General features: G+C 60.6%; 24 protein-coding genes and 1 pseudogene. 14 read left to right on the top strand and 11 right to left on the bottom strand.

Annotated elements, in window-relative coordinates; all coding sequences use genetic code 11:
- Positions 1-160: 160 nt before the first annotated feature.
- Positions 161-2,584 (bottom strand): zinc/cadmium/mercury/lead-transporting ATPase, encoded by a 2,424-nt coding sequence (locus G5137_RS17965; RefSeq protein WP_421255747.1) that lies wholly within the window; start codon positions 2,582-2,584, stop codon positions 161-163.
- Between the two features lie 184 nt (positions 2,585-2,768).
- Between G5137_RS17965 and tpx the strand changes: the two genes are divergently transcribed.
- The gene (tpx, locus tag G5137_RS17960; protein ID WP_005341463.1) at positions 2,769-3,269 is read left to right on the top strand and encodes a thiol peroxidase; all 501 of its coding nucleotides are present in this window, start codon (positions 2,769-2,771) and stop codon (positions 3,267-3,269) included.
- 58 nt (positions 3,270-3,327) lie between these two features.
- On the opposite strand, the gene G5137_RS17955 is transcribed toward tpx, so the two are convergent.
- A complete protein-coding gene (locus G5137_RS17955) occupies positions 3,328-4,155 on the bottom strand; it encodes a transporter substrate-binding domain-containing protein (RefSeq protein WP_100646827.1) in 828 nt (275 codons plus the stop codon).
- A gap of 145 nt (positions 4,156-4,300) precedes the next feature.
- Between G5137_RS17955 and G5137_RS17950 the strand changes: the two genes are divergently transcribed.
- Positions 4,301-5,530, top strand: coding sequence for a DEAD/DEAH box helicase (locus G5137_RS17950; RefSeq protein ID WP_421255746.1), 1,230 nt, complete (start codon positions 4,301-4,303; stop codon positions 5,528-5,530).
- Between the two features lie 3 nt (positions 5,531-5,533).
- Here G5137_RS17950 and G5137_RS17945 read toward each other — a convergent pair whose 3' ends face one another.
- Complete coding sequence (locus G5137_RS17945; RefSeq protein WP_227341890.1) at positions 5,534-6,364, bottom strand: CPBP family intramembrane glutamic endopeptidase; 831 nt, start codon at positions 6,362-6,364, stop codon at positions 5,534-5,536.
- A gap of 162 nt (positions 6,365-6,526) precedes the next feature.
- On the opposite strand from G5137_RS17945, the gene G5137_RS17940 reads away from it, so the two are divergent.
- Complete coding sequence (locus G5137_RS17940) at positions 6,527-7,231, top strand: substrate-binding periplasmic protein (protein WP_254204244.1); 705 nt, start codon at positions 6,527-6,529, stop codon at positions 7,229-7,231.
- A 71-nt stretch (positions 7,232-7,302) separates the two neighbouring features.
- Here the strand turns inward: G5137_RS17940 and G5137_RS17935 are convergent, their stop codons facing one another.
- Positions 7,303-7,599: a hypothetical protein gene (locus G5137_RS17935; RefSeq protein WP_005348860.1), complete on the bottom strand. Its 297-nt coding sequence runs from the start codon at positions 7,597-7,599 to the stop codon at positions 7,303-7,305.
- Between the two features lie 53 nt (positions 7,600-7,652).
- Positions 7,653-8,027, bottom strand: coding sequence for a YacL family protein (locus tag G5137_RS17930; RefSeq protein ID WP_026034971.1), 375 nt, complete (start codon positions 8,025-8,027; stop codon positions 7,653-7,655).
- A gap of 209 nt (positions 8,028-8,236) precedes the next feature.
- On the opposite strand from G5137_RS17930, the gene G5137_RS17925 reads away from it, so the two are divergent.
- The 7 genes from G5137_RS17925 to G5137_RS17895 all read left to right on the top strand — a co-directional run bounded on the left by G5137_RS17925 (position 8,237) and on the right by G5137_RS17895 (position 15,664).
- Positions 8,237-9,352 (top strand): sugar diacid recognition domain-containing protein, encoded by a 1,116-nt coding sequence (locus G5137_RS17925; RefSeq protein ID WP_159142986.1) that lies wholly within the window; start codon positions 8,237-8,239, stop codon positions 9,350-9,352.
- Between the two features lie 118 nt (positions 9,353-9,470).
- Positions 9,471-10,733 carry a GntP family permease gene (locus G5137_RS17920; protein ID WP_005340326.1) on the top strand — a complete coding sequence of 421 codons (1,263 nt, stop codon included), beginning with the start codon at positions 9,471-9,473 and terminating at the stop codon, positions 10,731-10,733.
- A gap of 9 nt (positions 10,734-10,742) precedes the next feature.
- Positions 10,743-11,876 carry a glycerate kinase gene (locus tag G5137_RS17915; protein ID WP_421255745.1) on the top strand — a complete coding sequence of 378 codons (1,134 nt, stop codon included), beginning with the start codon at positions 10,743-10,745 and terminating at the stop codon, positions 11,874-11,876.
- A gap of 232 nt (positions 11,877-12,108) precedes the next feature.
- Positions 12,109-12,672: an NnrU family protein gene (locus G5137_RS17910; RefSeq protein ID WP_042084306.1), complete on the top strand. Its 564-nt coding sequence runs from the start codon at positions 12,109-12,111 to the stop codon at positions 12,670-12,672.
- 58 nt (positions 12,673-12,730) lie between these two features.
- Entirely contained in the window at positions 12,731-13,267 is a 537-nt protein-coding gene (locus tag G5137_RS17905) for a glutathione peroxidase (RefSeq protein ID WP_005340333.1), read from the top strand.
- Between the two features lie 82 nt (positions 13,268-13,349).
- Entirely contained in the window at positions 13,350-14,285 is a 936-nt protein-coding gene (locus G5137_RS17900) for a LysR family transcriptional regulator (RefSeq protein ID WP_421255766.1), read from the top strand.
- Between the two features lie 182 nt (positions 14,286-14,467).
- Positions 14,468-15,664, top strand: coding sequence for a NupC/NupG family nucleoside CNT transporter (locus G5137_RS17895; protein WP_160881766.1), 1,197 nt, complete (start codon positions 14,468-14,470; stop codon positions 15,662-15,664).
- A gap of 101 nt (positions 15,665-15,765) precedes the next feature.
- On the opposite strand, the gene G5137_RS17890 is transcribed toward G5137_RS17895, so the two are convergent.
- The 5 genes from G5137_RS17890 to G5137_RS17870 all read right to left on the bottom strand — a co-directional run bounded on the left by G5137_RS17890 (position 15,766) and on the right by G5137_RS17870 (position 18,762).
- A complete protein-coding gene (locus tag G5137_RS17890; RefSeq protein WP_120414748.1) occupies positions 15,766-16,185 on the bottom strand; it encodes a DUF4426 domain-containing protein in 420 nt (139 codons plus the stop codon).
- A 43-nt stretch (positions 16,186-16,228) separates the two neighbouring features.
- The gene (gene yggU / locus G5137_RS17885) at positions 16,229-16,531 is read right to left on the bottom strand and encodes a DUF167 family protein YggU (RefSeq protein ID WP_005340341.1); all 303 of its coding nucleotides are present in this window, start codon (positions 16,529-16,531) and stop codon (positions 16,229-16,231) included.
- Positions 16,531-17,082: a YggT family protein gene (locus G5137_RS17880; protein ID WP_421255744.1), complete on the bottom strand. Its 552-nt coding sequence runs from the start codon at positions 17,080-17,082 to the stop codon at positions 16,531-16,533. Before G5137_RS17880 ends, yggU begins: the two co-directional genes overlap by 1 nt.
- An 11-nt stretch (positions 17,083-17,093) precedes the next feature.
- On the bottom strand, positions 17,094-17,918 hold the full coding sequence (gene proC, locus G5137_RS17875) for a pyrroline-5-carboxylate reductase (RefSeq protein ID WP_421255743.1): 825 nt from the start codon (positions 17,916-17,918) through the stop codon (positions 17,094-17,096).
- Positions 17,919-18,060: 142 nt separating this feature from the next.
- A complete protein-coding gene (locus tag G5137_RS17870) occupies positions 18,061-18,762 on the bottom strand; it encodes a YggS family pyridoxal phosphate-dependent enzyme (protein ID WP_204480235.1) in 702 nt (233 codons plus the stop codon).
- Positions 18,763-18,801: 39 nt separating this feature from the next.
- Between G5137_RS17870 and tapT the strand changes: the two genes are divergently transcribed.
- From tapT to G5137_RS17850, 4 genes are all read left to right on the top strand, one after another.
- The gene (gene tapT / locus G5137_RS17865; RefSeq protein WP_005340354.1) at positions 18,802-19,836 is read left to right on the top strand and encodes a type IVa pilus ATPase TapT; all 1,035 of its coding nucleotides are present in this window, start codon (positions 18,802-18,804) and stop codon (positions 19,834-19,836) included.
- A 28-nt stretch (positions 19,837-19,864) separates the two neighbouring features.
- A complete protein-coding gene (tapU, locus tag G5137_RS17860) occupies positions 19,865-20,974 on the top strand; it encodes a type IVa pilus ATPase TapU (protein ID WP_216954525.1) in 1,110 nt (369 codons plus the stop codon).
- Positions 20,975-21,021: 47 nt separating this feature from the next.
- Positions 21,022-21,795 (top strand): peroxide stress protein YaaA, encoded by a 774-nt coding sequence (gene yaaA / locus G5137_RS17855; RefSeq protein WP_421206081.1) that lies wholly within the window; start codon positions 21,022-21,024, stop codon positions 21,793-21,795.
- A gap of 194 nt (positions 21,796-21,989) precedes the next feature.
- A complete protein-coding gene (locus tag G5137_RS17850) occupies positions 21,990-22,415 on the top strand; it encodes a hypothetical protein (protein ID WP_005340360.1) in 426 nt (141 codons plus the stop codon).
- 157 nt (positions 22,416-22,572) lie between these two features.
- Here the strand turns inward: G5137_RS17850 and G5137_RS17845 are convergent.
- Positions 22,573-22,814, bottom strand: a pseudogene (locus G5137_RS17845) (integrase core domain-containing protein); the annotation flags it as partial.

The following is a 22,814-nucleotide window of genomic DNA, read 5'->3' as shown; positions in this document are numbered from 1 at the left end:
CCTTGCCAAGGGTGGGATAACTCCGAGAGAGTAAGCAAAGCGCGACTGCCGACCGGCAGGCGCGCTTTTTCTTTTACGGGGTGCCGTGAGAGAAATGAGAGGAAAAAGAAAAGCCGTCCCGGTTGGGGGACGGCTTTTGGCTGGGATGCTATCGGCTGGCTTAACGCTTGCGCAGCAGGCGCAGGGCGTTGGCGGTCACCAGTGCGGTGGCGCCGGTATCGGCCAGCACCGCAATCCACAGGCCGGTGATGCCGAGCAGGCTGGTGACCAGGAAGATGGCCTTCAGCCCCAGTGCCAGCGCGATATTCTGGTGAATATTGGCCAGTGCCGCCCGCGACAGCCGGATCATCGCGGCAATACCGCCGAGCTGGTTGTGGGTCAGCGCCGCATCTGCCGTCTCCAGCGCCACATCGGTGCCGCCCCCCATGGCGATGCCGATACTGGCCCGCTTCATGGCGGGGGCATCGTTGATGCCATCGCCGATCATCGCGACTTTCTGCGAGCTGGCGAGCTTGGCAATTTCATTGACCTTGCCCTCCGGCAGCAGACCGGCGCGCCAGCCCATGCCCAGCTCGGTGGCGATCGCCTCAGCAGCGCGGGGGTTATCGCCGGTCAACATAATGCTGTTGAGCCCGAGTCGGTTGAGCTCTTGCAGCGCAGCTGCCGCTTCCGGCCGGATCTGATCCCGCAGGGCCAGCAGGGCAACCGGTAACGCCTGAGCATCGCTGCTCTGGCAGAGCACCACAACGGTCTTGCCCTGCCGTTCCAGCGAACCAATCCGGGTTTGCTGTTCCATATTCAGGATCGCCACCCGGCTCGGTGCCAGCAGTTGCCACAGCTCACCGTTGATGCGTCCCTCAACCCCCATGCCCGGCAGGGCACGCAGGTCGCGAGTCTCCGCCAGCGTCAGCCCCTGTTCGGTCGCGTTGGCGACCACGGCGCGGGCCAGCGGGTGGTGGGAGCCCTGCTCGATGGCAGCCGCCAGTGCCAGCAACTCGGCCTCCGGTTGGCCATTGAGGCTCACCAGTTCGGTCAGTTGCGGCTTGCCCAGGGTCAGGGTGCCGGTCTTGTCAAAGGCGACGGTATCGATATGGGCCAGTCGCTCCAGTGCGGCCCCCCCTTTGATCAGCGCTCCCTGACGGGTGGCGGCTGCCAGCGCCGAGGTGACCGCTGCCGGGGTGGAGATGACCAGCGCGCAGGGGCAGCCGATCAGCAGCAGCGCCAGTCCGCGATAGATCCATTCGTCCCAGCTCTGGCTGAAGGCAAGGGGCGGCACCACCACCACCAGCAGAGCAACCAGCATCATGGCCGGGGTATACCAGCGGCTGAAGCGGTCGATAAAGCGCTCGATGGGGGCGCGCTGGCTTTCGGCCTCCTCGATGAGGTGCAGAATGCGGTCGATGGCGTTGTTGCCGGGCTCGGAGACGACTTCAAGGCGCAGTACCCGATCGGCCGCCAGACTACCGGCCGGCACCTTGTCACCCTGACGGCGTTCCACCGGAATAGACTCACCTGTCAGGGCGCTTTCGTCAAACGCACCGAGTTCATCGAGCAGGCGGGCGTCGGCAGGTAGACGGGCACCTGGGGCGATTTCGATGATATCGCCGGGACGCAGCTCATCGGCAGCTACCTCTTCCCGCACCTCGCCCTCGGCAGTGGTACGGATGCGCAGCGCCTTGTCGGGTACCAGCGCCATCAGGGCGGTCACTCCGGCCCGGGCGCGTCCGGCGGCGTAGGCCTCCAGATGTTCACCCAGCATAAAGAGCAGCAGCACCATGGCCGCTTCGGCGGTTTCGCCGAGAAACAGGGCGCCCAGGGCGGCGACCGTCATCAGGGTCTCGATGGCGAAGGGGGAGCCGCTTTTGGTCAGCGCCCACGCCTTGCGGGAGATGGGCCACAGCCCCCAGAGGGTCGCCAGGGTAAAGAGTGGCTGACCGAGCTCTTTCGGCAGCAGGGCGGCGACCAGCATCAGACTGGCCAGTGACAGGGGCTGCCAATATTTGCCCAGGGTGTTTAGCTGCGGGCTTTGGCGTGTTGCTCCCTTTGTGATTGTGTGGGCTCTGGTGGCTTGAGCACCCTTGAGCTGGAAACCAGCAGCCAGCACAGCGGCGGTGACGGGATCCGGGGAGAGGCCTGGGGCCAGATCCACTACCAGCTTCTCGGTGGCAAACAGCACGCGTGCCTGCTGCACGCCGCTCACCCGGCAGACGGCTGTCTCGATCTTGCGGGCGCAGCTGGGGCAATCCATCCCCAATACCTGCCAGCTGTGGCGGCTGTTGCCTTGCACCGGCGCAACCAGCGGGTCTGCAGGGGGCATATCATGCTCATGCTCGTGAGCTGGTGATAAGGAGGCGCTGCAGCACGCTTGATCGTGACAGCCTCCCCGGGGAGGCTCTTCATCCCCGGGGGATTCATTGCCGTCACGGGATGCGTGCTCATGAGGCGTCTGGGTTGAACAGCAACTGACGGGCGTGGTGTTGTCGCAGCAGTGGCTATCGTGGTGATGTTCACTCTGGCCAGAGGCCGCCTTGCTGACGGCCTTGATGGGGGCTGCGTGCTGATGATTGCAGCAGGATTTGCTCATGATGAGTCCCTCTTGATGGATCCCGCCCCTGCGAGATCCCTGATTACCGAGAAGAAGTCTAAACCTTGGTGTTAAGTCCAAGGTCAACCCCTTTATATCCCTTGTCTTCGCGGGTGTTTGTCTGGTCTCGCCGCCCCTATACTGATCACTCGGATTTTTACTACACCAATAAAGGACATAACACATGAGCAACTCAGTCACTCTGCAAGGCAACCCGGTTTCCGTCGCTGGTCACTTCCCGGTCGCCGGTGAGCAAGCCAAGCCCTTCTCTCTGGTGGCCAAGGATCTCTCCGACGTGACCCTGGCAAGCTTTGCCGGTCAGCGCAAAATCCTGAACATCTTCCCGAGCGTCGATACCCCAACCTGCGCGACCTCTGTGCGCAAGTTCAACGAGCAGGCCAGCGCGCTGGAGAACACTGTCGTGCTGTGCATCTCAGCCGATCTGCCGTTCGCCCAGTCCCGCTTCTGCGGCGCCGAAGGTCTGGACAAGGTAGTGACTCTCTCCACCCTGCGCGGTGCGGCCTTCATGGAAGATTACGGCGTGGCCTTCTCTTCCGGCCCGCTGGTCGGTCTGACCGCTCGCGCCATCGTGGTACTGGATGGTGACAACAAGGTGCTGCACAGTGAGCTGGTCGCAGAAGTGGCCGACGAGCCGAACTACGCCGCTGCGCTGGCCGTGCTGTAAGGCTGCAAGCCATAAAAAATCCCGCTTCGGCGGGATTTTTTATGCGGGAATTGTCTGTTCAGGGTGTTGCGGGCGGGGTGGTCGCCGGTTCAGCCTTGGCGGGTGGGGAGGGTTGCCACTCCACATAGGGGCGGTGGATCTTCTCGTAGATCTCGGCCAGTTTGCCGGTGGCGGCGAGTTGCTCAATGGAACGACTTAAAAATTCGTCTATTTCATCCCCGCTCCCCCCTTTCTGGATGATGAAGACATCCTCGAAATCACCAAAGAATTCACGGCGAATATTGGTCAGCTTCAGATTTTTCAGCATCAGGTCCGCCTCTTCTTGTGCCCAGACAAAGGCGTCTATGCGACCCCGAGACAGTTTGCGCAGTGACTGCTCGATACTCATCGAGCGCTGTACCGAGAAGGGCATATAGTCGGGAACGGCTTCAATCAGCAGATCCCGTTTGGTGGGCACTATGCCATAGGCCATATCTGTGGTGACCGGATGGGCCGTATTGCTGTAAATCACATGGGCCACCTTGCCAAAGCTGCGGGTACTGAAACGGTAGGGGAGCATATCGACCTCCCTGAGATTGCGGATGGCGGGCAGACCGAGATCTGCCTTGCCAGCGATCACTCCGGCCATGGCCCGGGCGATGGGATAGATGGTGATCCTGATGGTCACATCGGGATGAAGATCGTCGATGGCGCGCACTAAATCAACGAAAGGTCCTGTCTTGTCGGCATTGATCAGTCCCGGCAGCTCACCGAGATGCGCGTTAAGAGTACGCACCGGTTTGGCCTGTTCGGCCGCACTGTCGCTCGCCGTGCTGCCGGACAGGCCGAGCGAGATGCTGCCAAGCAGCGCACTGGTCAGCAGCAGGATGGGGATGTGTCTGGTCATGACAGTTTTCTCTGTGATGGGTCAGCTCAAGTGTAGTCAGCCCGTTGCAATCCCCCCCTTGGCCTGGCCATCATTGATAGGGTTTTACTTCTCGGCCCCCGCTCACTAGACTTCGCCTCCCACTTCTCTTTGTTAACGTAGCGCCATGACCTTTCGCGAACTTGCCCTCCATCCCGCTCTGCTGGCCTCTTTGCCCGCCACCTTGCAGACGCCGACCCGCATCCAGCAGCTGGCGATTCCGGCGGCGTTGGCGGGGCAGGATCTGCTGGCACTGGCCCAGACCGGCAGCGGCAAGACGCTGGCGTTTGGTTTGCCGCTGCTGCAACGGCTGGATCCTGCCTCCAGCCAGGTGCAGGGTCTGGTGCTGGTGCCAACCCGCGAGCTGGCGATTCAGGTATCTGCCGCGCTTAAAGAGGGGGCCGAGGCGCTGGGATTGTGCATCGTGACGTTGTGTGGGGGCGTTGCGCAGGAGCGGCAACAGGCCGAACTGGCGCAGGGGCCACAGCTGCTGGTGGCTACACCCGGGCGGTTGCGGGATCTGCTGACCCAACAGTTGCTGGGGCTGGATGGTCTGCAGCTGCTGGTGCTGGATGAGGCGGATCGCCTGCTGGAGATGGGCTTTGCTCCCGACATCAAGGCGCTGCTCGGCTTTATTCCGGCGGATCGCCAGACCCTGTTCTTCTCCGCCACCTTGCCTGCCGAGCTGGAGGCGCTGGCCAACGGCCTGCTGCGTGAGCCAACCCGTATCGAGGCCACACCCCTCAACAGCGTGGTGAACGAGATCGAAGAGCGACTCTATCTGGTCAACAAGAGCAGCAAGGTGCCGGCGCTCATCAGCCTGCTCAAGGAGCAGGCGTGGCCGCAGGTGCTGGTCTTTATCAGTGCGCGGGATGATGCCGACGGGGTCGCCAGAAAGCTGGCCAAGGCGGGCATTGCGGTGGCTGCTCTCCATGGCGAGAAGGAGCAGGCGGTGCGCGAGCAGGCGCTCAATGATTTCAAGGAGGGTCGGGTGCGGGTGCTGGTGGCCACCGACCTGATGGCGCGCGGCATCCATGTGGAGGCGCTGCCGCTGGTGATCAATCTGGACTTGCCCGCCAGTGCCCCTGTCTACGTTCACCGCATCGGGCGTACCGCCAGGGCTGGCCGCGAGGGGTTGGCCATCTCGCTGGTTTGTCATGGCGAGAGTGACATGCTGCAAGCCATCCGCACCCTGACCGGCCGCGAGCTGCCGCTGGGAGATCTGGCGGGATTCCCGGTCACCGACCAGCCTGCCAGCGGGGAGGGCAAACGCCCCCCTCGTGACAAGCAGGCCAATCGCCGTACTCAGGCCAAACGCAGCGTCAAGCCGTTCAAGGGCAAGACGCCGCGCAGTTGACCGTCAGGCTCTGGCCAGCGGGTAGGTGAAGAGCACCAGATGGGCGAAGTTGAAGGCGAAGTGGATCAGGATGGCCACGGAGAGTCGCCCGCTGAGCTGGAATACCAAGCCGTAGCAGCAGCCTGCCAGGGTCGCAAACAGCGCCAGCAGTGGGCCACCGGGCAGGTGGATGGCTCCGAACAGTAGCGCGGCCACGATGATGCCAATCCAGGGGCGGTAACGCTCGGTCAGCCCCTGCTGAATAGCGCCTCGAAACAGCGCCTCTTCCGCCACGCAGGTGAACAGCAGGTTGTTGAGTGCAAACAGCCACCACCAGTGGGGCAGACCCACTTCCGGTTTCAGTGCCCCCAACTGCCAGGCGATGACCAGCAGGGCACCCAGCGGCAGCAGTAACAGAGCCAGCGGACGCCAGCGGATAGCGCCTCCCTTACCAAGCAGCGTCGGACAGGCCAGCAGCAGCCCAAAGAAGAGCAGTGGCTTGTCGAGGTTCAGATACATGTTGAATGGCACACTGGCGGGGCCTGCCAGTACCTGATCCAGCACCTTGAGATTGCTGAAACCGGGGATCAGGTGCAGGGTCAGTGCCACCGCCCATGCCAGCAGGGCTGACCATGCGAGGGGGCGGCTATGGCCGGAGAAGGTGGGCAGACGCCAGGCCAGCAGCAGGGCTGCCAGCGTCACCAGCAGTGCGGTCGTGGTGATGCGATCCAGCCAGAGCGCCAGCAGCAGAGCCACAGCAAGCAGCAGGAAACCTGGCAGGCGTTGGCGTGCCATACAGAGCAGGGTGGCCAGTGCCAGTGCTGCCCAGATCAGTATGTCAGGTAGGGGTAACATCGGAACTCCTCTGTAATAAAAGCGCTGCACCTTAGCAGGGGCGTTGGCGCAAAGGCAACCAGACCGGGTTATTTGGGTCAGCCTCCTATACTGAACTGGAGAGTAAAGAGAGGGATGGCGATGAAGCACTATGGCTGGTTGTTCTGTTGTTGGTGTGGATGGTTGTCATGCGCCCCCCTGTCGCTGGTAACCGGAGATTTTTCGCCCTATTCCGGGGCCGGGCTGCCTGATGGTGGGCAGAGCACCCGGCTGGTGACGACCCTGCTGCGCGAGGCTGGCTATGACGAGCTGAAGGTGGATTACCTGCCATGGAACCGGGGCTACGAGCTGGTTCGCAACGGCCTGGCATCCGCCACCTTCCCTTATGCCTGGACGCGTGAGCGAGCCAAGCTGTTCTATTACAGCGCCCCCATTCATATCGATCACCTCTCCTGGTTCACCTATCGTGGCAGTGATGCGGTACTCGATGGCAAGTGGCAGGGGTTGAGAGTCTGTATTCCTGCCAGCTGGAGCACCAGTCACGCAGATGAGGTGATTGCCCGTTTTTCATTGCGGCTCACTCGCCCCAAGAGTTTGGTGCAATGTCTGCAACTGCTTGAGCGGAAACGGGTTGATCTGATGCCGATGAATGATGCGGTGACGGCGGACGCCAGCATGCAGGTGTTCGGCGACCCGAACTATCTGCAACCGCTCCCCTATTTTCGCCAGCGGGATACCTTCTATTTGCTGGTGTCGCGCAAGATGCAAAATGGACGCGAACTGATAGAACGCTTCAACGAAGCCTTGGCTGCGGCACGTGCCAGTGGCCATTACGACCAACTGGTTCCCTGGGGACAGCCACGTCTGCTGCGCTGTGAGCAACCCTGAGTCAGAGCAGATTGGCACCAATTAAAAAGCCGGAGCAGTGGCTCCGGCTTTCTTTATGCCTTCTGGGGCGATTAGCGGCCTGATTCTGCGATCACGCGGGCGATGATATCGGCGCGCTTGCCGGCTTCCAGTTCGCCCAGGGCGATCAGGCCAGCCTTGAAGATGACGTTCTTCGGCAGGCTGACGTCGTCCAGCGTGGCGATCGCTTCAACGTGCATGCCGTTCAGACGGCTGGCATCGCGTGGGCTCAGGTTGACCTGAGTGTTCATCACCTGCTTGCCTTTCTTCTTGGCAGGTGCAGCCGCTTTCTTGGTGGATTCCTGTTCTTCGTCTTCCGGCAGTTCGTCATCAAAATCGTAAATAGACATAGTCAATCCTGTTGAGTTAGGCAAAAGGGCACATTTGCCCGACATTGGGTCAATCAGCCCATATCCTCGTTACGGATAAAGGCGCGCCAGGAGGTGAGCACCTGGGCAAAATCTTCCAGCCCGCACATGGCCAGCTGTTCATCATCGTAGTAGGCGAGATCGTCAAGATCCTCACCCAGCTCGATATTGAGGGCGTTGGCTTTCACCTCCGCCTCTTCATGGGTCAGCAGCAGGGAGTAGTCACCGCCGTTGAGCCGGTATTCGACTCGGGTGCGGTTGGAGAGCTGATCAATGATGGAGAAGAGCTCGTCGAGCTTCTCTTCATCCTTGCCAACCTCGTCGATCAGCCACTGACCGATGGCTTCATGGCCCATGGAGAACCGGGCGCGATAGCCACCAAACGGGTCGCGGCGAAATTCATAATCCATAGCACAGTCCAGATCGGAGGGATGGGCCATCACGGGCAGGCGGGTGCAAGCACGCAATTCCTGCTCCATGGCGGGGCACACATCGGGTAAAGTGGCCTATTCTAGCGATCCCCCTCTCGCTTGTCTTGATGATGTGGCATCTTTGCGCCCATGTGCCCTGAATAGGCCCGTGGTGGCGTCGCCAGATCAGCCCCTTGTCCGGAGATGTTATGCAGCTAAACGATAACCTTGCCCGCCAGATCGTCGCACGGGCGATGAAGATCCTGTCGTTCTCGGTCAACGTGATGGACGAACACGGTCTCATCATTGCGTCCGGCAATCCGGATCGGATCCATCAGCGCCACGAAGGGGCCGTGCTGGCGCTCACCGAAAACCGGGTGGTGGAGATTAGCGAAGCGACAGCCCTGCAGCTCAAAGGGGTGCGACCCGGCATCAATTTGCCCATCTCCTATCAGGGGGAGCTGATCGGGGTGATCGGTATCTCTGGCGATCCGGAGGAAGTTCGTGCTTACGCCGAGCTGGTGCGAATGACGGCAGAGCTGATCCTGGAGCAGGCGGCGCTCACCGAGCAGTTGCAGTGGGACAAGCGCCACAAGGAGGAGCTGGTGTTGCAGCTCATTCGTGGTGAGGGGCGAGTCGATCAATTGCAGCAGGCGGCCCGTTTTCTCGGACTGGATTTGGCCCAGCCTAGGGTGGTGGCCGTGCTGGCGCTGGAGGAGGCGGATCCGGCGCGTCTGCGGGAGCTGGTTCATCAGCTGGAAAATCCGGAGCGGGACAATCTGGTCGCCATCAACGGGCTCGACGAGATAGTGGTGCTCAAACCGGCGCAGTTGAGTGAGGGCGTCTGGCAATCGGCGCAGGAGCGCAGCCGGATCAAGCAGTTGCTGGCTCGCATTCCCCACTTCAAGGTGCATATCGCGGTGGGCGATTACTTCGCCGGGATCGACGGGCTGGCGCGCTCTTATCAGACGGCGCGAGATACCCTGCGCCGTGGCATGCGGCAGGCGCCGCGCAAACAGGTCTACTTCTTTGAGGACTACCGTTTGCCAGTGCTGCTGGGCAGTCTGGCGGACTCCTGGCAGGCGGATCAGCTGCGCACACCGCTGCAGAAACTGGCCCGGGAAGATGGCAAGGGGGTGCTGCAGAAGACCCTGCGCCATTATTTCTTGCAGGATTGTGATCTGCATCGCTGTGCCGAAGCGCTGTTCATTCACCCCAATACCCTGCGCTATCGGCTGGGGCGGATAGAGCAGATAACCGGGTTGAATTTCAACAAGTTAGACGACAAATTTTTGCTCTATCTCGGCCTTAATCTCGACTTGTGATTGTGAAGTTGGACAAAAAACCACTTTTACATGACGCAATTTTTGGTTTATAAGCCAAAGCATTCTGATTGCAGATCTCCATAATGGCGGCCATTCACTCCCATTGAAGGTGTCCGTCATGATCCCGGTTACAGCCCTTGGCGCCATCGCAGCGCTCTCCATCGCCATCATCCTCATTTTGAAGAAGGTGCCGCCCGCTTACGGCATGATCGTGGGGGCTTTGGCCGGTGGCCTGATTGGCGGTGCCGATCTGACCCAGACCGTCGCCCTGATGATCGGCGGTGCCCAGGGGATCACCACAGCTGTGATGCGGATCCTGGCGGCCGGTGTACTGGCGGGCGTGCTGATCGAATCGGGCGCCGCCACCACTATCGCCGAGACCATCGTCAAGAAGCTGGGTGAAACCCGCGCCCTGCTGGCGCTGGCGCTGGCAACCCTGATCCTGACTGCGGTCGGCGTGTTCGTGGATGTGGCCGTCATCACGGTGGCTCCCATTGCGCTGGCCATCGCCCGCCGTGCCGATCTCTCCAAGGCGGCCATCCTGCTGGCGATGATCGGCGGCGGCAAGGCGGGCAACGTGATGTCCCCCAACCCCAACGCCATTGCCGCGGCTGATGCCTTCCATCTGCCCCTCACCTCTGTGATGGCGGCGGGCATCATTCCGGGCCTGTTCGGTCTGGTGATGGCCTACTGGTTGGCCAAGCGTCTTAACAACAAGGGCAGCAAGGTTGCCGCCGACGAGGTGGTGAGCTTTGCCGGTGCCAAGTTGCCGGGCTTTGCCGCCGCCATCAGTGCACCGCTGGTCGCCATCCTGCTGCTGGCCCTGCGACCGGTCGCCGGTATCGTGGTGGATCCGCTGATTGCGCTGCCGCTCGGTGGTCTGGTCGGTGCCCTGATGATGGGTAAATTTAGCAAGGTGAACCAGTTTGCGGTCTCCGGCCTCGCCCGCATGGCGCCGGTTGCCATCATGCTGCTGGGTACCGGTACCCTGGCGGGCATCATCGCCAACTCTGGCCTGAAGGATGTGCTGATCAGCGGCCTGACAGCCTCCGGTCTGCCTTCTTACCTGCTGGCGCCCATCTCCGGTGCCCTGATGTCACTGGCGACTGCCTCGACCACCGCCGGTACCGTGGTGGCCTCCAACGTATTCAGCTCCACCCTGATTGAACTGGGGATCAGCAGTCTGGCCGGGGCGGCGATGATCCATGCCGGTGCCACCGTGTTTGACCACATGCCCCACGGATCCTTCTTCCATGCCACCGGTGGCAGCGTCCACATGGGCGTGGGTGAGCGCCTGAAACTTATCCCTTACGAAACCGCAGTCGGTCTGACCATTGCCACTGTCTCCACCCTGATGTTTGGCGTGTTTGGCCTCGCCTAAGGAATTGATATGAAAATTGTTATTGCCCCCGATTCATTCAAGGAGAGTCTGAGCGCCATGGCGGTGGCTGATGCCATCGAGGCCGGTTTCAAGCAGGTACTGCCGAACGCCACCTACGTCAAATTGCCGATGGCCGATGGCGGTGAAGGCACGGTGCAATCGCTGGTGGATGCCACCGGTGGCCGCATCCTGCCGGTCGAAGTGACCGCGCCCCTAGGTAACAAGGTGCAGGGCTTCGTCGGCCTGCTGGGTGATGGCGAGCGCGCAGTCATCGAGATGGCCGCCGCCTCCGGCATTCATCTGGTGGCGCCCGAGCAGCGCAATCCGCTGCTCACCTCCAGCTTCGGCACCGGCGAGCTGATCCTGGCCGCGCTGGAGATGGGGGTGAAGCACCTTATCCTCGGTATCGGCGGCAGCGCCACCAATGACGGCGGTGCCGGCATGATCCAGGCGCTCGGCGGCAAGTTGCTCAAAGCCGATGGTTCAGCCATCGAGCTGGGTGGCGCGGGTCTCGGTGAGCTTGCGACCATCGACCTGAGCGGTCTGGATCCGCGTCTGGGCGAGCTGGTTATCGAGGTGGCGTGCGATGTGAACAACCCGCTCTGCGGCCCGAAAGGCGCCTCCGCCGTGTTTGGCCCGCAAAAGGGGGCGACCCCGGAGATGGTGGCGCAACTCGATGCCAACCTTTCCCGTTATGCCGACTGCATTGAGCAGGCCCTTGGCAAGCAGGTGAAGGATATTCCGGGGGCGGGTGCCGCCGGTGGCATGGGGGCCGCGCTGGTCGGTCTGCTTGGTGCCGAGCTCAAGCCCGGCATCCAGATCGTCATCGAAGCGCTGAAACTGGCCGAGGAAGTGGCCGATGCGGATCTGGTCATCACCGGCGAAGGGCGCATCGACAGCCAGACCATCCATGGCAAGACGCCAATCGGTGTCGCACGTTGCGCCAAGCAGTTCGGCAAGCCGGTGATCGGTATCTCCGGTTGCCTGACCGACGATTGCGGTGTGGTACATGATCACGGGCTGGACGCGGTATTCGCCGTGGTCAACCGCGCCATGTCTCTGCCGGAGGCGCTGGAGAGCGCCAGCACCAATATTCAACTCACTGCGCGCAACGTCGCGGCGCTCTATCAGCTCAAGGGCTGATCCGGTTCGGCCGATGCGCCCCATCGGCCACTCAATATCCCCGTTTGGGGCATCTCCCATCCCGCGAGATGTCTGACTGCCCTGGCACTTATTTGCCGATCCATCGTGATCGGCTCTTTTCTTTCTGCTCCTTTGTCTTGCCACACTTTTGACTCTATGGGTCAGCGCGGTTTTGATAGGCGCACATCTCCCTTTACGGCATAGTGGTCGTACCAAGTACAAGGAGAGACTCATGTTCCTGCTGACCCTGGGGGTTGCGCTGTTTACCCTGATCCATCTCTACCCCTGTTTTGCGGTGGCCCATCGGGCGCGGCTGCGCGAGCGGCTGGGTGAGAATCGCTACAAGGGGCTCTTCTCCCTGCTGGTGTTTGTCGCCATCGCCTGCATCATCGCCGGTTGGCGCTCGGCCAGCTCGCTGCCGCTCTACTTCCTGCCGGAGTGGGGGCCGATGACCATGACGGTGATGATGCCCTTTGCGCTGATCCTCTTTTTCTCCGGCCAGGGGCCCAACCATCTGCGCCGTTGGCTGGTGCATCCCCAACTGCTCGGAACCCTGCTCTGGGCGGTGGCCCATCTGCTGGTCAACAGCGAGGCGCGATCTCTGGTGTTGTTTGGCGGCATCGGGCTGTGGGCGCTGGTGAGCATGGTTTGGATTTCGGTGCGGGACTGGCAGCGATATCCCCGTCCTGCGGCCAACTGGACGGGCACCGGCATCAGCGTCGGGGCGGGCCTGGCTGCCACCGCGCTGCTGGTGTTCTGGGGCCACGGCTGGCTGACCGGCATTCCATTGCATTGAGAGTGAACTGCGGCTCTGGTAACCGCGTATGATGGACAAAACAAAAGGAGTCTTGGCGATGAAATGGTTCACTCTGTTGCTGTTATTGGGGGCTGGCGCGGCCTCTGCGGCGTGCCCCGATTATTTCAATGTGGAGATGCGGGAGCTAAACAACTCTCAGCGCCACAACCTCTGTCAGCTGACCGAGGGCAAGGTGGTGCTGGTGGTCAATACCGCCTCCTACTGCGGCTACAGCGGCCAGTTCCGCGATCTGGAGAAGCTCTACCAGAGCTACAAGGATAAGGGATTGATTATTCTCGGTTTCCCCTCCAACGACTTCTGGCAGGAGGCGGGTAACGAGACCAAGACCGCCGAGGTGTGTCGCCGCGACTATGGCGTCACCTTCCCGATGTTCAATCGGGTAGCGGTGCGGGGCTCCGATGCTGTGCCACTGTTCAAGGGGTTGGCGGCGGCCGCTGATGGGGATGAGCCGAACTGGAACTTCCACAAGTATCTGGTGGGGCGCGATGGCAAGCTGATCGCCAGCTACGGCGCCAACCAGAATCCGGCTGACGACCCCCTCAAACTGCAGATCACCCGGGCGCTGGGGCTCTGACTCTACCCCTTGGCGGGCGGCTCTGGAATAATGGGCTCCCGCCACTCAATCCGGTTATCCTGTGCTGCAACGTCTTCCTCAAATGGTGATCTTCGATGCGCTGGTGCGCGAGCAGGGGATCTCTGCCGCCGCCCGTCGCCTCGGGGTCTCCAAATCCCATATCAGCAAGCAACTGGCGCTGCTGGAGACCACCCTTGGCGCCCAGCTGGTCCAGCGCACCACCCGCCGCTTCGTCCTGACCGAGCTGGGTCAGGAGTATGCCCGTCACTGTCATGCGCTGGTGGCGGTGGCGCAGGAGGCTGACTCCATGATCGCCGAGCGGCGCGGCAAGGTGAGCGGTGTGCTCCATCTCGGGGTGGGCCAATCCTTCGGCCGTCTGCACGTCATTCCCCATCTCAAGGCGTTTCAGGATCGCTATCCCGAGCTGGAGCTGGAAGTCTCGCTGTTCGACCACAGAACCAATCTGGTGGATGAAGGGCTGGATCTCTGGCTTACCACCTATGAGGACAAGCCGGAAGGGCTGGTGGGACAGCGGCTGGCCGACATCGGCTTCGTGGTTGCGGCTTCGCCGGATTACCTGCTGAGCAACGGTACGCCGCTCCATCCCAAGGATCTGGCCCAGCACAATTGCATCACTTACCAGAGTCGGGAGCGGCGCTATCATCAGTGGTCGTTTCGCCAGGGCAAGGAGCGCCAGACGGTGCAGGTGGCGGGCAACTATCGGGTGGATATGGCGGAGGCGGTGCGGGATGCTGCACTGGCCGGGCTCGGCATCGCCTATATCGCCAACTACTTGTTGGACAAGGAGTTACAGAGCGGCAAGCTGATCCCTGTGTTGCCAGGGTGGCGACCGAACCAGCAGATGGCGGTACACGCCGTTTATGCCCGTCGCGAACATCTGGATCCCAAGATCCGTCTCTTCATCGATTTCCTCAAGGCCAGCTTTGGCCCCGAACCCTATTGGGAGCAGCGACTGGCCCCCTGGCTCGGGGGTAAATTGTCCGGCAGTGAGGAATAATTGTTTCCATATAAGAACTCTCGATTTCTTCTGATACTAAAATCGAACCAAATCAGCCAGTTGGCGCAACCGATATCGTGCAAACGTTTTTTCTAACAGGGTTGTAACCAAGCGGACTTGCAGTGACGGGGGGAGAGGCGCAGAATCCGCGCCCATCTTTTGCCCCACCTGATGGAGTCCCTATGATTGCCCTGCTCGGCATCCTGAGTATCCTGGCGCTTGCCGTCATCTGCTCTGATAATCGTCGTCGTATCCCGTTGCGAACAGTTGGCCTTGCCCTCTGCCTGCAAATCATGTTTGCCGGTCTGGTGCTCTGGCTGCCTGCCGGTCAGCAGGTGCTGAACGGGGTCAGCGAGAGCGTAAGCAGCGTGATCGGTTATGGTCAGGAGGGGATCGCCTTCCTGTTCGGCGATCTGGCCAAGTTCAAGCTGGGCTTCATCTTTGCCTTCAACGTGTTGCCGGTCATCATCTTCTTCTCCGCGGTGATCGCCATCCTCTACCACATTGGCATCATGCCTCGGGTGATCGCCCTGCTGGGTGGTGGCTTGCAGAAGCTGCTGGGCACCGGTCGTGCCGAGAGCCTTTCCGCGACAGCCAACATCTTCGTCGGCATGGTGGAAGCGCCGCTGGTGGTCAAACCCTACCTCTCCAAGATGTCCGATTCCCAGTTCTTCGCTGTGATGAGCTGTGGTCTCGCCTCCGTCGCCGGTGGCACCCTGGTGGGCTATGCCAGCCTCGGGGTTGAGCTGAAATACCTGATCGCTGCCGCCTTCATGTCGGCCCCTGCCGGTCTGGCGATGGCCAAAATCCTGGTGCCGCCGGGAGCTGAAGAGGTCGATCACCATCAGGATGTGGAGATCCCCCGCGCCACCAACGTGATTGAAGCGGCGGCCGATGGCGCCATGTCCGGCCTCAATATTGCGGTGGCGGTCGGTGCGACCCTGCTGGCCTTCGTTGGTGTGATCGCCATGCTCAATGGTCTGCTGGGTTGGGCTGGTGGTCTGGTAGGACTGGATCTGAGCTTCCAGATCATTCTGGGCTGGCTGTTTGCCCCCGTCTCCTGGCTGATCGGTGTGCCCTGGGATCAGGCGCAAGCCGCTGGCGCCCTGATCGGCACCAAGATCGTGGTCAACGAGTTCGTCGCCTTTATCGGTCTGGTGCAGGATCAGACCCTGAGCGAGTCGAGCAAGGCCATCGTGACCTTCGCCCTGTGCGGCTTTGCCAACATCTCCTCCATGGCGATCCTGATCGGCGGTCTGGGCTCCATGGTGCCGGAGCGCAAATCCTTCATCGCCCGTTACGGCATGCGCGCCATTCTCTCCGGCGTGCTGGCGAACCTGATGAGCGCCTGTCTAGCCGGTCTGTTCCTCGCTCTGTAACCGCTGCGGTACGGGATAGATGCAACAAGGGCGCCCTGATGGCGCCCTTGTCATATGGATAAAATGAAGCCCCGGCCTTGGTCGGGGCTTCTTGTTGCTGCTCAGTCTACGTAGAAGGTCTGCTGGAAGCTGAGGTTCTGTTGCTGCCCACCGCCCATGATCTTCAGGGTGAACTGATAGGTGTCTTCGTTGCGATAGGGGAGGGTCGCCAGATAGTAGATGGCATCGCCCTCTTTTACCTCCTGAAAGTTCAGGGTGCGGATGGTACCGGTCAGGTTCTTGGCCTCACCGGTGATCCCCACGGCTTGCGCCACTTTCTGCTTGTCCTGTACCGCGATATTGATGATGGCGTTGTAGCGGCTGCGCTCCAGTCCATACGCCTTGGCGACCTCGGGGGTGAGGAAGCTGGAGTTGAAGGCGTTGTAGTGCACCAGCCAGGGCCCCAGCTCCTTCATCTGTTCTGCCTTGAGCGGCAGGGTCATCAGCAGTGCCAGCAGGCCACTCATCCAGACTGTTTTCATCTGTCATCCCTCTCATATCTACGGTTGGCGCAGGCCGATTCATTCAGCCTTGCGTGTCATTCAGCAGTGCACTCACTTCTTGCGGCAACTGTTTGGGGCTGTCGATGGCGACGGTTTTGTGTCGCCCCAGCTCGCCCCGCACTATGGTGATCTGTCCCTTGGCTACCTTGAACTGCTTGGCCAGAAACTTGATCAGATGGCTGTTGGCCTGGCCATCAACCGGCGGCGCCGTGATGGCCACTTTCAGCTCTTCGCCATGCAATCCGATGATTTGATCCCGACTCGCCTTGGGCTGGATCACCAGATGCAGTACCAGTTCATCCCCTTGTTGCAGGACGGCTGGCATCAAATCATCCACCACAGCTGGCCGAACAGGTCACCCAGCAGGTAGTTGATGGCTTGCAGGCCGATAAAGGCGACCAGCACCGAGAGATCCAGTCCGCCCAGTGCCGGCAGTACGCGGCGGATAGGGGCGAGGAACGGCTCGGTCAGCTGATGCATCACGTATTCGATGGGGTTGCGGCCCTGGCTGACCCAGCTCAGGATGGCGCGGATCAGCAGTACCCAGAAGATCATCGAGCCCGCTTTTTTCAGCACGGTCAGCGCGGCAAACAGGCTGATGCTGAGCCAGTCCGCCAGCAGTACGTTCATGCTCTTGAGAATGGCCAGCTTGGCGAAGGCGATGGCCAGCGCCAGCACCACGGAGGCGAGGTCTATGCCGCCAAAGCCCGGGATAACGCGGCGCAGCGGGATCACCAGCGGATTGGTCAGTTTGACCACCATCTGGCTCATCGGGTTGTAGAAGTCGGCACGGGCCCACTGCAGCCAGACGCGCAGCAGGATCACCATCAGGTAGAGATCGAAAACGGTGTTAATCAGAAAGTAAGCAGTGTTCATCTGGGCTCCTGTTAGAAGAGAGTTTCCATTTCGGTGGCGCGAGCAACGGCCGCCTGCATGGCTTGCGCAGTCAGCGGCATCAGCCCCTGCTGCTGGAATGTCTTGATGGCTTCGGCTGTGGTGCCGCCCTTGCTGGTCACCTGTTCACGCAGGGTCTGCAGCGCCAGCTCCGGGTTTTGCTCCACCATGGCGGCTGCGCCCAGCGCGGTCTGCTGCACCAGCAGGCGTGCCTGCTCGGGCGAGAAACCCATTGCCTCTGCCTCTTCGGCGATTGCCTGCATAAAGAGGAAGAAGTAGGCCGGAGCACTGCCCGCCGCGGCGATGACGCCGTTGATGCCGGACTCCTGCTCTACCCAGAGGGTCTTGCCGACCGCCTGCATCATCTGCTCGGCAAAGTCACGATCGTGGGCTCCAATATGCTCGGGTGCATAGAGGCCGGTCATGCCCAGACCCAGCAGGGCAGGGGTATTGGGCATGGTGCGGATGATGCAGTCATGGCCACCGGCCATCTCGCCAAGGCGCGCCACCTTGATGCCAGCCGCGATGGAGATGAGCAGCTTGCCCTCAAGGGAGCCCAGCTCGGCAACCAGAGCGGCCAGCATGCCTGCCATCAGCTGCGGCTTGACTGCCAGCACGATCACTTCGGCGCCTCGGGCCGCCTCGGCATTACTCTGGGTGATGCGAATGCCATGTTCGCTCGCCAGCGTCTCCAGCTTGGGCAGACTGGGGTTGGCGGCCGTGATCTGCCCGGCGGGATAACCCGCCTTGACCAGTCCGGCGATGATGCTGCGGCTCATGTTGCCCGCGCCGATAAAGGCCAGCGTTCTATGCTGCATCAGATGCTCCTGTTGCACATGGGGTCGCGGCGGGGTTGGCGCTGCCTGCACCACCTGACGCCAGAATTCGGTGTTCCATCAAACGCTCCTGTTGATGAAGTCGCGGCAAGAGGCGGACGTATGGGTTATCCGCTGGCCTTGCCTATGAGTAGTCACGGGCGCCGAAGATGGCGGTGCCGACCCGCACCATGGTGCTGCCGTGGGCGATCGCCAGTTCAAGATCCTCGGTCATGCCCATCGAGAGGGTATCCACCGTGGGGTATTGTCGCGCAAGCTCGGTGAACAGAGTCTGCATACGGGTCATTTGGGCGGCCAGTATGCTCTCGTCGCTGGTGTGCTCTGGAATGGCCATCAGTCCCCGCAGCACCAGTCGCTCACTTTGAGAGACCAGCTCGGCAAGGCGGAAAATCTCTTGTTCCGACGTTCCGGATTTGCTGCTCTCTCCGCTAATATTGATTTGCAGACAAACATTTAGCGGTGCCATTGTAGTTGGGCGCTGGTTGTTGAGGCGGTCGATCAGCTTGTCCCGATCCACGCTCTGCACCCAGTCAAACCGTTCGGCGACCAGTTTGGATTTGTTCGATTGCAAAGGGCCGATAAAGTGCCACTCTATGTCGCTATATTCCGGCTGCTGGCGCAAGGTATCGATCTTGGCCGCTGCTTCCTGAGCGTAGGATTCGCCAAAGCAGCGCTGACCTGCGGCATGGGCGGCCATGATGGCCTCGACAGGTTTGGTCTTGCTCACGGCCAGCAGGCGGATCTGCTGCAGGTTGCGGCTCGCCCGTTCGGCGGCCTGGGCAATACGTTCCTTTACCTGAAACAGGTGCTGGGCAATCTGGTTCATATTTCGTTAGTGATCTTGTGATGGGAGAATGACAAGTCTATGGATATCACAGAGTTATTGGCTTTCAGTGTAAAGCATAAAGCCTCGGATCTACACCTCTCGGCCGGGGTTCCCCCGATGATCAGGGTTGATGGTGAGGTTCGCAAGATCAATTTGCCCGCCCTGGAACACCGGGAAGTGCATGCCCTCATTTACGACATCATGAACGACCATCAGCGCAAGGAGCTGGAGGAGAACTTCGAGGTCGACTTCTCGTTCGAGGTACCCAATTTGGCCCGTTTCCGGGTTAACGCCTTCCAGCAGGCGCGCGGCTCGGGTGCGGTATTTCGTACTATCCCCAGCACTGTGCTGAGCCTCGAGGATCTCGATGCGCCGGAGATCTTCCGCAAGATTGCCGAGTTCCCGCGGGGTCTGGTACTGGTGACCGGCCCGACCGGTTCGGGTAAATCGACCACCCTGGCGGCCATGGTCAACTACATCAACGAGAACTTCCATCACCACATCCTCACCATCGAGGACCCCATCGAATTCGTCCACGAGAACAAGCGCTGCCTGGTGAACCAGCGGGAAGTACACCGTGATACCAAGAGCTTCAGCAACGCCCTGCGCTCGGCCCTGCGGGAAGACCCGGACATCATTCTGGTTGGCGAGATGCGCGACCTCGAGACCATTCGTCTGGCCATGACTGCCGCCGAAACCGGCCACCTGGTGTTTGGCACCCTGCACACCTCGTCGGCGGCCAAAACCATCGACCGTATCATCGACGTCTTCCCCGGCGCGGAGAAGGACATGGTACGCTCTATGCTCTCCGAATCCCTGCGGGCGGTTATCTCCCAGACCCTGCTCAAGCGCATTGGTGGCGGTCGGGTGGCAGCTCACGAGATCATGATGGGCATTCCGGCGGTGCGTAACCTCATTCGGGAGGACAAGATTGCCCAGCTCTACTCGGTGATCCAGACCGGGATGACCCACGGCATGCAGACCATGGATCAGAGCCTCAAGCAGCTGGTGAGTCGCGGCGTGGTGGCATCCCTCGATGCCAAGGCCAAGGCCGTTGATCCCAACAGCATTTAAGCGACTTGTACCCAGGGAGGGATAAATGATGAATCTGGATGATCTGCTGAGCCAGCTGGTCGAGCGAAAGGGATCGGATCTGTTTGTGACGGTGGGATCGCCGCCCATTCTCAAGGTAAATGGCCATCTGGTGTCGCTGGGGGGAGACGCGCTCGACAAGAAAGGGGCGCTGACGCTGGTCAGGGATACCCTCAGCAGCGATCACTTCGAGCGCTATGTCCGCACCAAGGAGGCCAACTACGCGATTTACCGCGAGGCGCTGGGTCGTTTTCGGGTCAGCGCCTTCTGGCAGCAGGAGCTGCCCGGTATGGTGATTCGTCGTATCGAGACCCGCATTCCCACCTTTGAAGATCTGCAGCTCCCCAGGATCCTGCAGGAGGTGGCGATGGCCAAGCGCGGGCTGGTGCTGTTTGTCGGTGCCACCGGGGCGGGTAAATCGACCACTCAGGCGGCGATGATCGGCTATCGCAACCAGCATGCCGATGGTCATATCCTGACGGTGGAAGACCCGGTGGAGTTCGTCCATCAGCATGGCCGTAGCCTGGTGACCCAGCGGGAGGTGGGGATCGACACCGAGTCGTTCGATGTAGCACTGAAAAGCTCGCTGCGTCAGGCACCGGACGTGATCCTGATCGGCGAGATCCGAAGTCAGGAGACCATGGAGTTTGCCCTGCAGTTCGCCGAGACCGGCCATCTCTGTCTCGCCACTTTGCATGCCAACAACGCCAACCAGGCGCTGGATCGCATCCTCCATCTGGTGCCGCAGGAGAAACATCGCCAGTTTCTGTTCGATCTCTCCTTCAACCTCAGAGCTATTGTCGCCCAGCAACTGGTGCCGAGTGTCGATGGTTTGCGGCGCAGTGCGGCATTCGAGATCCTGCTCAATACCCCGCTCATCACCGACATAATCCGCAAGGGAGAGATGCACCGTCTCAAGGAGGTGATGACCAAATCTGCCGAACTGGGCATGCAGACCTTCGATCAGGCGCTTTTCAGCCTGTTCTGCGCCGGCCAGATTGGCTACAGTGAGGCCCTCGCCCATGCCGACTCGGCCAACGACCTGCGGCTGCTGATCAAGCTCTCCGGTCGCGAGCAGCTGGGGTCCGGCACACTGGAAAATGTGACGCTGGATGAATGAAACATGGGGCCGATCCGCTGTTCGGCCCCTAGCCAGAAAGGAACGTTATGCTGATTGTGGTTTCCCCGGCCAAGACGCTGGATTACGAGTCACCGCTGGTGACCCCCCGTTTCACCCAACCCGAGCTGCTGGAGCACTCCGCCGAACTGATTAGCCGAGCCCGCCAACTGAGCCCTGACCAGATCGCCACTCTGATGAAGATCAGCGACAAGCTGGCCGGTCTCAATGCCGCCCGGTTTGCCGAGTGGCAGCCAGATTTCACCCCCGCCAATGCCCGTCAGGCGCTGCTGGCCTTCAAGGGGGATGTCTACACCGGTTTGGCGGTAGAGGATTTCAGCGAGGCCGATTTTGACTTCGCTCAGGCACACCTGCGGATGCTCTCCGGCCTCTATGGCGTGTTGCGTCCCCTCGACCTGATGATGCCCTATCGACTGGAGATGGGGACCAGGCTCGACAATAGTCGCGGCAAGGATCTCTACCAGTTCTGGGGGGAGGTGATCACTCATCACCTCAACGACGCGCTGGCAGCCCAGAGGGATGAGGTGCTGATCAATCTGGCCTCCGACGAGTATTTCAAGTCGGTACGACCCAAGAGCCTGAAAGGGCGGATCGTCACGCCGGTGTTCAAGGATGAGAAGAACGGTCAGTTCAAGATCATCAGCTTCTACGCCAAGAAGGCTCGCGGCATGATGGCCCGCCACATCATCAAGCACCGTCTGACCGAGGTGGAGCAGCTGACCGGCTTCAACGCCGAGGGCTACTACTTCGTGCCGGAAGAGTCGGACGCCAATACCCTGATGTTTAAACGCGCCGAAAATTAATTACAAAAAGAGGGAACCAATCTTTCGACCCGAGGGTCTGAATATGTGAATCCTCTGTTGTAAGCACTTTTTATTCGCCGACGTTTGATACGTCGGCTTTTTTATTGCCGTTTTTATTGTCCATCGATTGCCTTCGCCGGGACTATGTGGTTCAGATAGACTCAAGACAGGGAGCGAGTTGTCGTGAGGTGAATATGGAACAGAAAAATGCCATTCGGCAGGTTGCCGTCCCTTGGGCTCCGTCCCGCCAGCTACCGCCCGGTCTGGTTGTGGCCGAGTTGCATCAGGATCTCTGGAGCGACTCCCTGACCATCATGCTGGGGCGGGCGCGCAGCATCGATTTACCCCCGCAAATCCTCTGCCGGGTCTATTTTCGCCATATTTATGCCCTGCGGGTCATCGAGGATTGCGATCTGGCCGAGGGGAAGGATAGCCACGCCATCGAAGAGCAGATCCAGCTCATCACTCCATCCCGTTTTGCCAGCTGGTTCCATCAGGAGTCGGACGGCCTGCATCTGGATGAAGATCTGCAGCACTATCGCATCTCGACCTGGGATTATTGCGCCGATGTGCTGACCTCCTCGGCGCCGGAGCTGCAGTTCCTGCCCCAGAGCGAGTAGCCAGCTGTTACGTCAGAGGCGAAGGGTGATCCTTCGCCTCTTGGTTTTTGGACGGGGCAGATTTTGTGGCATTCAGGCCATTCAGCCTGGGTGGTGGCCTGTTGTGTTTGTCTAGTCCTGAAATAGGTTTACACATTTTCAACTAGCATTTTTCTACTCAGAACCCTCTATGTACCGCATCGGGGGTTCTGTATTTCAACGCATGATGCGGCCGCTCCGCGTTGTAAATATCCACTGCTTCACGCACCATTTCCCGCGCTTGCGTCAAATCCTGCGGGCTTTGCAACAATAACTCTCCTTTCAAAATCCCGTTCACCCGCTACGCCAACGCATTCTGGTAGCAGTCATACCCATCCGTCATCGAGCATTTCACCCCGTACCGTTCATGTAATGACTGAT

The organism is Aeromonas sp. 600282 (assembly GCF_049175755.1).
Classification (GTDB): Bacteria; Pseudomonadota; Gammaproteobacteria; order Enterobacterales; family Aeromonadaceae; genus Aeromonas; species Aeromonas veronii_A.
Note: the sequence above shows the minus strand (reverse complement) of the source record. Positions and strands in the feature narration are given on the sequence as shown.

Coding starts and splice junctions, on each gene's coding strand:
- G5137_RS17965 (WP_421255747.1), bottom strand. CDS start 2,584: ATGAGCAAATCCTGCTGCAATCATCAGCACGCAGCCCCCATCAAGGCC.
- tpx (WP_005341463.1), top strand. CDS start 2,769: ATGAGCAACTCAGTCACTCTGCAAGGCAACCCGGTTTCCGTCGCTGGT.
- G5137_RS17955 (WP_100646827.1), bottom strand. CDS start 4,155: ATGACCAGACACATCCCCATCCTGCTGCTGACCAGTGCGCTGCTTGGC.
- G5137_RS17950 (WP_421255746.1), top strand. CDS start 4,301: ATGACCTTTCGCGAACTTGCCCTCCATCCCGCTCTGCTGGCCTCTTTG.
- G5137_RS17945 (WP_227341890.1), bottom strand. CDS start 6,364: ATGTTACCCCTACCTGACATACTGATCTGGGCAGCACTGGCACTGGCC.
- G5137_RS17935 (WP_005348860.1), bottom strand. CDS start 7,599: ATGTCTATTTACGATTTTGATGACGAACTGCCGGAAGACGAAGAACAG.
- G5137_RS17930 (WP_026034971.1), bottom strand. CDS start 8,027: ATGGATTATGAATTTCGCCGCGACCCGTTTGGTGGCTATCGCGCCCGG.
- G5137_RS17925 (WP_159142986.1), top strand. CDS start 8,237: ATGCAGCTAAACGATAACCTTGCCCGCCAGATCGTCGCACGGGCGATG.
- G5137_RS17920 (WP_005340326.1), top strand. CDS start 9,471: ATGATCCCGGTTACAGCCCTTGGCGCCATCGCAGCGCTCTCCATCGCC.
- G5137_RS17915 (WP_421255745.1), top strand. CDS start 10,743: ATGAAAATTGTTATTGCCCCCGATTCATTCAAGGAGAGTCTGAGCGCC.
- G5137_RS17910 (WP_042084306.1), top strand. CDS start 12,109: ATGTTCCTGCTGACCCTGGGGGTTGCGCTGTTTACCCTGATCCATCTC.
- G5137_RS17905 (WP_005340333.1), top strand. CDS start 12,731: ATGAAATGGTTCACTCTGTTGCTGTTATTGGGGGCTGGCGCGGCCTCT.
- G5137_RS17900 (WP_421255766.1), top strand. CDS start 13,350: ATGGTGATCTTCGATGCGCTGGTGCGCGAGCAGGGGATCTCTGCCGCC.
- G5137_RS17895 (WP_160881766.1), top strand. CDS start 14,468: ATGATTGCCCTGCTCGGCATCCTGAGTATCCTGGCGCTTGCCGTCATC.
- G5137_RS17890 (WP_120414748.1), bottom strand. CDS start 16,185: ATGAAAACAGTCTGGATGAGTGGCCTGCTGGCACTGCTGATGACCCTG.
- yggU (WP_005340341.1), bottom strand. CDS start 16,531: ATGCCAGCCGTCCTGCAACAAGGGGATGAACTGGTACTGCATCTGGTG.
- G5137_RS17880 (WP_421255744.1), bottom strand. CDS start 17,082: ATGAACACTGCTTACTTTCTGATTAACACCGTTTTCGATCTCTACCTG.
- proC (WP_421255743.1), bottom strand. CDS start 17,918: ATGCAGCATAGAACGCTGGCCTTTATCGGCGCGGGCAACATGAGCCGC.
- G5137_RS17870 (WP_204480235.1), bottom strand. CDS start 18,762: ATGAACCAGATTGCCCAGCACCTGTTTCAGGTAAAGGAACGTATTGCC.
- tapT (WP_005340354.1), top strand. CDS start 18,802: ATGGATATCACAGAGTTATTGGCTTTCAGTGTAAAGCATAAAGCCTCG.
- tapU (WP_216954525.1), top strand. CDS start 19,865: ATGAATCTGGATGATCTGCTGAGCCAGCTGGTCGAGCGAAAGGGATCG.
- yaaA (WP_421206081.1), top strand. CDS start 21,022: ATGCTGATTGTGGTTTCCCCGGCCAAGACGCTGGATTACGAGTCACCG.
- G5137_RS17850 (WP_005340360.1), top strand. CDS start 21,990: ATGGAACAGAAAAATGCCATTCGGCAGGTTGCCGTCCCTTGGGCTCCG.